The 9086-nt window shown below is 68.4% G+C and carries 11 protein-coding genes; 8 read left to right on the top strand and 3 right to left on the bottom strand.

Annotation, left to right across the window (positions count from 1 at the left end; genetic code table 11):
- The 4 genes from G3N98_RS36280 to creD all read left to right on the top strand — a co-directional run.
- A partial coding sequence (locus tag G3N98_RS36280) for an SDR family NAD(P)-dependent oxidoreductase (RefSeq protein ID WP_241026233.1) occupies nt 1–614 on the top strand: 614 nt, incomplete at its 5' end.
- A gap of 84 nt (nt 615–698) precedes the next feature.
- Nucleotides 699–1403: a two-component system response regulator CreB gene (gene creB, locus G3N98_RS36275; RefSeq protein WP_206150818.1), complete on the top strand. Its 705-nt coding sequence runs from the start codon at nt 699–701 to the stop codon at nt 1401–1403.
- A 15-nt stretch (nt 1404–1418) separates the two neighbouring features.
- On the top strand, nt 1419–2870 hold the full coding sequence (creC, locus tag G3N98_RS36270; RefSeq protein WP_206150817.1) for a two-component system sensor histidine kinase CreC: 1452 nt from the start codon (nt 1419–1421) through the stop codon (nt 2868–2870).
- Nucleotides 2871–2980: 110 nt separating this feature from the next.
- The gene (creD, locus tag G3N98_RS36265; RefSeq protein WP_206150816.1) at nt 2981–4372 is read left to right on the top strand and encodes a cell envelope integrity protein CreD; all 1392 of its coding nucleotides are present in this window, start codon (nt 2981–2983) and stop codon (nt 4370–4372) included.
- 87 nt (nt 4373–4459) lie between these two features.
- On the opposite strand, the gene G3N98_RS36260 is transcribed toward creD, so the two are convergent.
- Nucleotides 4460–4882 carry a RidA family protein gene (locus G3N98_RS36260; RefSeq protein ID WP_206150815.1) on the bottom strand — a complete coding sequence of 141 codons (423 nt, stop codon included), beginning with the start codon at nt 4880–4882 and terminating at the stop codon, nt 4460–4462.
- A gap of 155 nt (nt 4883–5037) precedes the next feature.
- Between G3N98_RS36260 and G3N98_RS36255 the strand changes: the two genes are divergently transcribed.
- Nucleotides 5038–5226 carry a hypothetical protein gene (locus tag G3N98_RS36255; protein ID WP_089475224.1) on the top strand — a complete coding sequence of 63 codons (189 nt, stop codon included), beginning with the start codon at nt 5038–5040 and terminating at the stop codon, nt 5224–5226.
- 82 nt (nt 5227–5308) lie between these two features.
- On the top strand, nt 5309–5506 hold the full coding sequence (locus G3N98_RS36250; RefSeq protein ID WP_089475692.1) for an oxidoreductase-like domain-containing protein: 198 nt from the start codon (nt 5309–5311) through the stop codon (nt 5504–5506).
- 81 nt (nt 5507–5587) lie between these two features.
- Here the strand turns inward: G3N98_RS36250 and G3N98_RS36245 are convergent, their stop codons facing one another.
- Entirely contained in the window at nt 5588–7048 is a 1461-nt protein-coding gene (locus G3N98_RS36245; protein ID WP_206150814.1) for an MFS transporter, read from the bottom strand.
- 171 nt (nt 7049–7219) lie between these two features.
- On the opposite strand from G3N98_RS36245, the gene G3N98_RS36240 reads away from it, so the two are divergent.
- Together G3N98_RS36240 and G3N98_RS36235 are read left to right on the top strand one after the other, a co-directional pair.
- The gene (locus tag G3N98_RS36240; protein WP_089429065.1) at nt 7220–8092 is read left to right on the top strand and encodes a LysR family transcriptional regulator; all 873 of its coding nucleotides are present in this window, start codon (nt 7220–7222) and stop codon (nt 8090–8092) included.
- A 59-nt stretch (nt 8093–8151) separates the two neighbouring features.
- Nucleotides 8152–8472 carry a hypothetical protein gene (locus G3N98_RS36235; RefSeq protein WP_089427090.1) on the top strand — a complete coding sequence of 107 codons (321 nt, stop codon included), beginning with the start codon at nt 8152–8154 and terminating at the stop codon, nt 8470–8472.
- 50 nt (nt 8473–8522) lie between these two features.
- Here the strand turns inward: G3N98_RS36235 and G3N98_RS36230 are convergent.
- A partial coding sequence (locus G3N98_RS36230) for a LysR substrate-binding domain-containing protein (RefSeq protein WP_241026232.1) occupies nt 8523–9086 on the bottom strand: 564 nt, incomplete at its 5' end.

The following is a 9086-nucleotide window of genomic DNA, read 5'->3' as shown; positions in this document are numbered from 1 at the left end:
TCGCGCTGATCGGCCGCGGCGCGGCCCCGGCGGCGCAGGCGCTGCCCGGCGTGCCGGCCGACGCGCTGCGCATCGGCGGCATCGATCTCGTCGATCCGCAGGCCGCCACGCAGGCGCTCGATACCGTGCAGCGCGAATTCGGCCGGGTCGACGCGCTGCTGAACATCGCGGGCGCGTTCGTGTGGCAGACGATCGCCGACGGCGACGCCGCCACGTGGGACCGCATGTACGAGCTGAACGTGAAGACCGCGCTGAACGCATCGAAGGCCGCGCTGCCGCACCTGCTGGCGAACCCGGCCGCGCGCATCGTCAACATCGGCGCGGGTGCGGCGTTCAAGGCCGGCACGGGGATGGGCGCGTACGCGGCCGCGAAGGCCGGCGTCGCGCGGCTCACCGAGGCGCTGGCGGCCGAACTGCTCGACCGCGGCGTGACGGTGAACGCGATCCTGCCGAGCATCATCGATACGCCGCCGAACCGCGCGGACATGCCGGACGCGGATTTCACGCGCTGGGTGAAGCCGGGGCAGATCGCGGCGACGATCGGCTTCCTGCTGTCGGCCGACGCGCAGGCGATCACCGGTGCGTCGATTCCGATGACCGGCCGCGTGGCATAGCGCGGCAGGGCAAGGCAGGGGCTCGCGCCACAGCCGGCCGTGCGTACAATGTCGCACCGGATTGCGCGAGCCCTGACTGAGACCATGCATCAGCCCACTATCCTGATCGTCGAAGATGAAGTGGCGATCGCGGACACGATCATCTATGCCCTCGGCACCGACGGCATGCAGACCGTCCACTGCACGCTCGGCCAGGCGGCGCTCGACCATCTGCGCGACACGCGCGTCGACCTCGTGGTGCTCGACGTCGGCCTGCCGGATCTCAGCGGCTTCGAGGTGTGCCGGCGGCTGCGCACGTTCTCCGACGTGCCGGTGATCTTCCTCACCGCGCGGCACGATGAAATCGACCGGATCGTCGGGCTCGAGATCGGCGCCGACGATTACGTGGTCAAGCCGTTTTCACCGCGTGAGCTGGCGGCGCGGGTGCGCGTGATCCTGCGGCGCTTCTACCGGACGGCCGTGCCCGAAGCGGCACCCGCGCCCATGCCGGCTGCGACGATCGCACCGGGTTTTACGCTCGACACCGACGGCGCCAGCATATCGTGGCTCGGCCACGCACTGGATCTCACGCGCTACGAATTCGGGCTGCTGGCGCTGCTGGTCCGGCATCCGGGGCGCATCTACTCGCGTGAGCAACTGATGGACCTCGTGTGGCACGAGGCATTCGACTCGGCCGACCGCACGGTCGACACGCACATCAAGACGTTGCGCGCGAAGCTGCGCGCGATCGACCCCGAGCGCGACCCGATCCGCACGCATCGCGGGATGGGTTATTCGCTGCAACCGTAACGACCGGCTCCGTCCATGCATATCGGCCTGCGCATCTTTTTCGGCTTTTTCCTGATCGTCGGCCTGGCCGCGCTGATCACGCTGCGCGTGTTCGTGCAGGAGGTGAAGCCGGGCGTGCGCGAGGCGATGGAGGACACGCTCGTCGATACCGCGCAAGTGCTCGCGACGCTGGCCGCCGACGACATGGCGAACGGCCACATCGCCAACGGCGCGTTCGCGCGGCAACTGTCGAACCTGCACGAACGCCCGATCAGCGCGAACGTATGGGGTGTGCAGAAGAACACGATCGGCTACCGTCTCTACATCACCGACGCGCATGGCATCGTGCGCTACGACTCGTCCGGCCGCGCGGTCGGGCAGGACTATTCGCGCTGGAACGACGTGTACCGGACGCTGCGCGGCGAGTACGGCGCGCGCAGCACGCGCAGCGATCCGAACGACGACAGCAGCACCGTGATGCACGTGGCGGCGCCGATCCGGCACGGCAACGAGATCATCGGTGTGCTGACGATCGCGAAGCCGAACCAGACGGTCGCGCCGTTCATCGCGCGCAGCCAGCGCAAGATCATGCTGTACGGCGCGCTGCTGATGGGCGGCGCGATCCTGATCGGCGTGGCCTGCACGTGGTGGCTCGTGGTCGGGCTGCGGCGCCTGCAGCGCTATGCGCGCGCGATCGCGGCGGGCGAGCGCGCCGACATGCCGCTGCAGGGCGCGAGCGAACTGGCCGAGCTCGGGCGCGCGGTGGAAAGCATGCATCAGCGGCTGGAGGACCGGCAGTACGTCGAGACCTACATCCATACGCTCACGCATGAGATGAAGAGCCCGCTGGCGGCGATCAGCGGCGCGGCCGAACTGCTGCAGGAGGAGATGCCGGTGGCGAACCGGAGGCGCTTCACCGAGAACATCCGCCGCCAGGCCGGCCGCCTCGAACAGATGATCCGCAAGCTGCTCGCGCTCGCCGAAGTCGAGCAGAAGCAGCGCCTGTCGGTGCGCGAACCGGTCGCGCTGCGGCCGGTGCTCGAACAGCTCGTCGACGATATCGAGCCGCGCGCGCGGCAGCGCGGCGTGAACCTCGCGATCGACGCGCACGACGCAGCCGATCCGGCGGTGGTCGAAGGCGATCCGTTCCTGCTGCGCCAGGCGCTCGGCAACCTGCTCGACAACGCGCTGGATTTCGCGCCGCAGGGCAGCACGATCCGCATCGCGCTCGAACGGCAGCCGGCGGGCAAGGCGCACGTCGCGGTCGTGCGTGTGACCGACGACGGCCCCGGCGTGCCCGACTACGCACTGGCGCGCGTGTTCGAGCGCTTCTATTCGCTGCCGCGCCCCGACGGCCAGGATCGCAGCACGGGCCTCGGGCTGTGTTTCGTCCGCGAGGTCGCGATGCTGCACCGCGGCCAGGTCGCGCTCGCGAACCGCGACGAAGGCGGCGCGTGCGCGACGCTCACGCTGCCGTCGGCGGGCTGAACACCCTTCAACTTCACGTTCGCCACACCTTCGCTTCACATCGGCTTCAATCGCCCTTCACCGGGCCGGATCATGCTGACCGTACCCTTTTACTCCGGTACCTGTCGGCCATGAATCGAGTCCTGTTGTTCAAATTCGCGATCACCGCGTTTCTCGCGCTGCTGATCCTGATCCCGCTGCAGATGGTGCAAAGCATCGTGCACGAACGCGCCGCCTATCGCCGGGATGCGCTGCAGAGTATCTGGTCGAGCTATGCGGGGCCGCAGACGGTGGCGGGCCCCGTGCTCGTCGTGCACTACACGGAAGTCACGCGCGTGCGCGACGATTCGCCGGCCGGCGGCGCGACGAAGACGAGCCTGCGCAGCGAGACGAAGCGCCTGCTCGTGTTTCCGAAGACGCTGAACGTCGACGGCACGCTGACCACCAGCGTCCGCTATCGCGGCATCCACAAGGCGCTGGTGTACGAGCTGGCAAGCCGGATGACCGGCACGCTGCCGTTGCCGGACCTGAAGAAGCTGCCGCAGGCGGACGGCCACGTGAGCTTCAAGATCGACGATGCCTATGTGTCGATCGGCATCGGCGACATTCGCGGGCTGACCGCGCAGCCCGACCTGCGCATCGGCGGCACGCGCTTCGACGTCGAGCAGGGCACGCGGCTGGACAGCCTGCGCCAGGGCGTGCACGCGAACGTCGATCTTGCGGCGCTGGCGGACGCAAACGCGGGGGCGGCCGTGCCGTTCAGCGTCGACCTGCCGTTGCGCGGTGCGGATTCCGTCGCGTTTGCGCCGGTGGGCGACCAGAACGATTTCTCGCTGAAGTCGACGTGGCCGCATCCGAGTTTCGACGGCGCATTCCTGCCGAACAACCGCACGGTCGATGCGCGCGGCTTCACCGGCAACTGGCGCGTGACGTCGTTCAACACGAAGGCGCGTGAGCAGATCATCTCGGGCGACGGGGAAGGCGCGATCGAAATGGCGTCGGTGTCGGTGATCGAACCCGTGAACGTCTATCTGCAGGCCGAGCGTGCGACGAAGTATGGTGCGCTGTTCGTGATGCTCACGTTTGCAAGCTTCTTCATGTACGAACTCGTGAAGCGGCTGCGCATTCACCCGATCCAGTACACGCTGGTCGGCCTGTCGCTCGCGCTGTTCTTCCTGTTGCTGCTGAGCCTGTCCGAACACATCAAGTTCGCGTATGCGTATCTCGCGGCGAGCGGCGCCTGCATCGGGTTGCTCGCCTTCTACCTGTCGTTCGTGCTGCACAGCGTGAAGCGCGGGGCGGTGTTCGCGGTGTTGCTCGCGGTGCTGTACGCGGCGCTCTACGGGTTGCTGCTGTCGGAAGACAACGCGCTGATGCTCGGTTCGCTGCTGCTGTTCGCGATCCTCGCCGGCATCATGACGCTCACGCGCCGTGTGGACTGGTATTCGCTCGGTGCCGCGTGGCAGCCGCTGGCCGACAAGGCGGGGGCCGGGGCCGTTAAGCCGGGCACGCAGGGGAAGTAAGCGGGTGGATTGTGCGCAGGCGCGCCGGTCGGGAAGGTGACGGCCGGCGCGTCATACGGCGCGGTACCACATCGCCACATCGCTGAGTCACGCGCGCGGTGCAGGCCGCCGAAACCGTGCCAGCGGAATTTCGGCAACAGCGGTGATCTCGATCAGCAGATCGGGATGGTAGAGACGCTCGACCTGGACGGTCGTCGTCACGGGATAAGGCTCGGCGAAGTAGGTCTTGCGGATGTCGCCTGCCTGCATGAAGGCATCGATGTCGGTCGCGTAGTGAACGAGCGAGATCACGTCCTGCATCTGTCCACCCATCGCGTTGAGCACGGTGCGGATGTTGTCGAGCGTCTGACGTACCTGCGTTCGCATGTCGCCGTGGCCGACCACCCGGCCGTCGCGGTCGAGCGACACTTGCCCCTTCAGATGCACGATTCGGCCATCGCCCTGGATCACGGCCATCGAGAACGCGCCGAACGGCGTCCAGACTTCCGGCGGATTCACTGCTTCGGCCATCGTGCGGCTCCTGTGGGGCGATGACGAGGATGCGGCGGCGAGCGTCGTGGTGGGTTCGGGTCGTGCGCCGGCCGGAATGCGATGGAAGCGAGACATCGACGGCGTCGCCGGGTTCGCCGACAATCGCGCCATTATGGATCAGCGCCCGGCGAAGCGTGAGCGACGCCACGCAGCGAACGACGGCACTCGAGCGGCTCGGCTTCGTGTTCCGCGATTCGCGGCAGGATTTCATCGACCGTCCGGACACGCGTTGCGCTGCGCTTGCGGAAGTGATTGCCGAAATCGATGCATGGACGCGCGAGGTCCGGATCCGCCAGGACCAGGTGACGATACTGGGGATATGACGCAGCATGGTATGGCCCGCGCGGCACGCATGCCGTGCGGCATCCGCTTATACTGAACGCGTCCATTCATTCGATTTTCGCCGTGCCCAACACTGTCTCTCCGGATCCGTCCGTCGACGATCCCCGTCCGACCCCGCCCATCCAGCCCGAACTCGAAGACTGCTGCAACAGCGGTTGCTCGCCGTGCGTCTTCGATCTCTACGACGAAGCACTCGCGCGGTATCGCGTCGAGCTGGCCGAATGGGAAGCGCGCCAGGCGCAACGCAAGCATCACGCGTGAGCCCGAGACCGGCGAGCGGCCGCACCTGCATCGGCATCGCTTCCGCATCAGACCCTGCCGCCGCAACGATTCCCGTCCCGCTTACGTGCCTGCATGCAGCCGCCGATGCAGCGGCCCGAGCAGCGCCGACAGCGCGATGCACACGAGCAGGACGGCCGTCAACGCGAACATCGACGTCCTGAAGCCCTGCACGTAATCGAGCGCGGCCGGATGCGCGCCGAGCCGGGCGAAGAACACGCCGCCGAGCGTCGCCGCACCGACGGCCGCGCCGATCTGCAGCATCGCGGTGACCATGCCGGAGGCGACTCCCGCGCGGGCCGTGTCGACTTCCGCGAGCACGATCCGCACGACCGACGGCAGCACGAGGCCCTGGCCGATCCCGATCGCCGCGATTCCTACGTAGAAGCCGGCGCCCGGCGTGGCTGCACCCGCCAGCGCGGCGGCCGTCGCGACGCCGGCCGCGAGCATCGCGAAACCGAGCGTGAGCACGCGATAGCCGCCGAACCGGCCGACGAGCCGCGGCATCAGCAGCGGGCTCGACAGGAAACCGAGCCCGAGCGGCAGGATCGCGAGCCCCGACGCGAGCGGCGACCAGTTCAGGCAGCCCTGCAGGTAGATCCCGTAACTCAGGAAGAACGCGCTCAGCGTATAGAACAGGAACGCCAGCACGAGCCCGAGCGCGACGACGGGGTTGCGCAACAGGCGCACGTCGAGCAGCGGATCGTGGCCGCCCGCGAGACGGCGCGCCTCGACCGCCAGCAGCGCGCCGAGCATCGGCAGCGCGCCGACGAGGCACGCGACCATCCACAGCGGCCAGCCGGCCTCGCGCCCGTGCGTGAGCGGATAGACGAGCATCAGCAGGAACAGCGACAGCAGCACCATGCCCGGCACGTCGATGCGCTGGCCTTGCGGCGGCCGGCTTTCCGGGATGAAGCGCCAACTGCCGATCAGCGCCAGGATGCCGATCGGCAGGTTGACGAGGAAGATCGCGCGCCAGCCGAGCCCGAACGGATGCAGGCTGATCAGCGCGCCGCCGCCGAGCTGGCCGATCACGGCCGCGAGGCCGAACACGAAACCGTAGAAGCCCATCACGCGCACCTGCTCCTGCGGGCTGAACACGCTGCGGATCGTCGCGAGCACCTGCGGCGCGAGGATCGCGGCGAACAGGCCCTGCAGCACGCGGCCGCCGACCAGCACCGCGCCGCTGCCGGCGAGCCCGCACAGCGTCGACGCGACGACGAAGCCGGCCATCCCGATCATGAACATGCGCTTGCGGCCGTACAGGTCGCCGAGCCGGCCGCCGGTGATCTGCACGACGGCGTTCGCGCACGCGTACGCGGACACGACCAGTTGCAGCTCGGCCGGGCGCGCGCCGATGCCGTCGCGGATGGCCGGCAGCGCGAGATTCACAATGAAGTAGTCGAGCGGCGGCAAAATCGCGCCAACCAGCAGGACCACCAGCGCCCAGCCGTGGTGGCTGCGCGGCGTCGCCGCGGCGGCCGTGCCGGCCGGCACGCAGGGGGCAAGGGTGTCGTTCGTCATGGAAGCAGGTCCGAAAGAATGAGTGCCACATTCACGCCGGACGCGACGACAGAAGCGCCGGTTCGGCCATGGGCGGGCGATTGACCCCCATTCTGGGCGGTGACGATGAATCGGAAAAGCGGGAATTGGTGGTAGCATCCATCGGGTTAATCGATGGATGGGGGGATGGCGATGCGTGGTTTCGACCTGGATCAGTTGCGTACTTTCGCGGCGGTCGCGGATGCCGGCAGCCTGACGGCCGCCGCGCCGCTGCTGCACCTGTCGCAGTCGACGGTCAGCGAGCAGGTGCGCAAGCTCGAATCGCGCGCCGGCGTGCCGCTGTTCGTGCGCAGCAAGCGCGGGGTCGAGCCGACCCCGGCCGGCTCGCGGCTGCTGCAGCATGCGCGGCGCATCGTCGCGCTGAACGAGGCCGCGTTCGACGAAGTGCGTGGGCAGGCGATCAAGGGCGAGCTGCGCGTCGCGATCACCGATTACTACCGGACCAACGAAGTCGCGGGCCTGCTCGCGCGGCTGCGGGAGTGCTACCCGCAACTGAGCCTGCACGTCAGCGCGATGAAGAGTGCCGATATCGAGGCCGCGCATGCGCGCGGGCAGGTCGATCTCGGCGTGGTGATGAACCTGTCGAGCGGGCCGTTCCGGCCGGCGTCGGCCGATACGCGCTGGGTGCTGCGGCGCGAGCCGCTGTCGTGGGTCGCATCGCCCGCGCTCGCCGAGCAGTTGCCCGAGCCGCTGCCGCTCGTGCTGCTGCCGGACGACTGCATGATGCATCAGGTCGCGGTGCGCTCGCTCGACGAGCAGCACATGCCGTACCGGCTCGTGCACAGCGCGTCCGGGGTGGCGGGGCTGCAGTCGATGCTGGCGGCGGGGCTCGGGGTGGGCTGCCTGTGCGCGTCGGCGATCGGCGACGGCATGATGCGGCTCGGCGCGAAATACCGGCTGCCGCCGCTGCCCGACGCGGTGTTTTCGCTGACGCCGCCGATGCCCGGCGAACGCGAAGCCGTCACGCAGGCGCGCGAGGTGCTGTCGCGGCAATTGCTGATGTAAAACCGGGCCGCACGACTGGCGGCGGCGCGTCCCTGAGAGGCGCGCGAAGGAACATAAAAATGAACGACGAACTGCAACGCCAGATGGACGCGAAGCTGCAGGATGCGCTGGAGCGCGTGGTCGACGAACGCTCGCTGATCCAATTCCTGCGCGTGCTCGGCCACGACTGGAACACGGAGCGCCAGCTCGAGGCCGACGTGCCGCCGTCGCCGTACGCCCGCGCCGCGCTCGGCTGGGAAAACCGCTCGATCGGCGAGTACCTGGACGCGATGGTCGACTGGGCCGAGGCGTCGGAGGAAGGGCTGCGTTTCTACGACGTGCCCGACAATCCGTGGCGGCGCATGGCGGACATCCTGTTCGCCGGGAAAATCTACGAATAGCGCCAGGCGGCCGCTTCGTTCACTTCGTTCGTGCCGTCGCCGCGCACCGTTTATTCGACGATTTCGCAGCTCACATACGCACGCAGCCCGTCGGCCAGCGCATCGAACACCGCGCGGCAGCGCGGGCTCGACCGCAGGTCCTCGTGCATCACGACCCAGGTTTCCAGCTGCATCGCGAGCGTGTCCGGCAGCACCCGCACGAGCCGCGCGTCACGTTTCGCGAGCCCGCTCTGGCAGAAGCCGATCCCGTAGCCGGCGCGGATCATCGCGAGCTGGGCGAGGTTGCTGTCGGTGCGCAGCGAGAACGCATCGCGCTTCCACAGCGGCATGCTGCGGCCCATCGAGCGGATGAACGGCGTGACCGTATCGAAGCCGATCAGCGCGTGATGCGCGAGTGCGTCGGTCGTCTCGGGCACGCCGTTGTGCGCCAGGTAATCGTCGCGCGCATACAGCCCGACATCGACCGCGCCGATGCGCCGCGCAACGAGCGCCTCCTGCGTGGGCGGCGTCATCCGGACCGCGATGTCGGCCTCGCGCTTGAGCACGTCCTGCAGGCGGTCGGTCGGCACCAGTTCGATGACGAGCCCCGGATGGTTGCGCCGCAATTGCGAGAA

This window comes from Burkholderia sp. Tr-20390 (assembly GCF_017104595.1).
Lineage (GTDB): Bacteria > Pseudomonadota > Gammaproteobacteria > Burkholderiales > Burkholderiaceae > Burkholderia.
The sequence above is the reverse complement of the archived record's forward strand: the minus strand, read 5'-3'. Positions and strand labels throughout refer to the sequence as shown.

Excerpts from the sequence above, each read along its gene's own strand:
- creB (WP_206150818.1), top strand. The coding sequence starts at position 699 with ATGCATCAGCCCACTATCCTGATCGTCGAAGATGAAGTGGCGATCGCG.
- creC (WP_206150817.1), top strand. The coding sequence starts at position 1,419 with ATGCATATCGGCCTGCGCATCTTTTTCGGCTTTTTCCTGATCGTCGGC.
- creD (WP_206150816.1), top strand. The coding sequence starts at position 2,981 with ATGAATCGAGTCCTGTTGTTCAAATTCGCGATCACCGCGTTTCTCGCG.
- G3N98_RS36260 (WP_206150815.1), bottom strand. The coding sequence starts at position 4,882 with ATGGCCGAAGCAGTGAATCCGCCGGAAGTCTGGACGCCGTTCGGCGCG.
- G3N98_RS36245 (WP_206150814.1), bottom strand. The coding sequence starts at position 7,048 with ATGACGAACGACACCCTTGCCCCCTGCGTGCCGGCCGGCACGGCCGCC.
- G3N98_RS36240 (WP_089429065.1), top strand. The coding sequence starts at position 7,220 with ATGCGTGGTTTCGACCTGGATCAGTTGCGTACTTTCGCGGCGGTCGCG.
- G3N98_RS36235 (WP_089427090.1), top strand. The coding sequence starts at position 8,152 with ATGAACGACGAACTGCAACGCCAGATGGACGCGAAGCTGCAGGATGCG.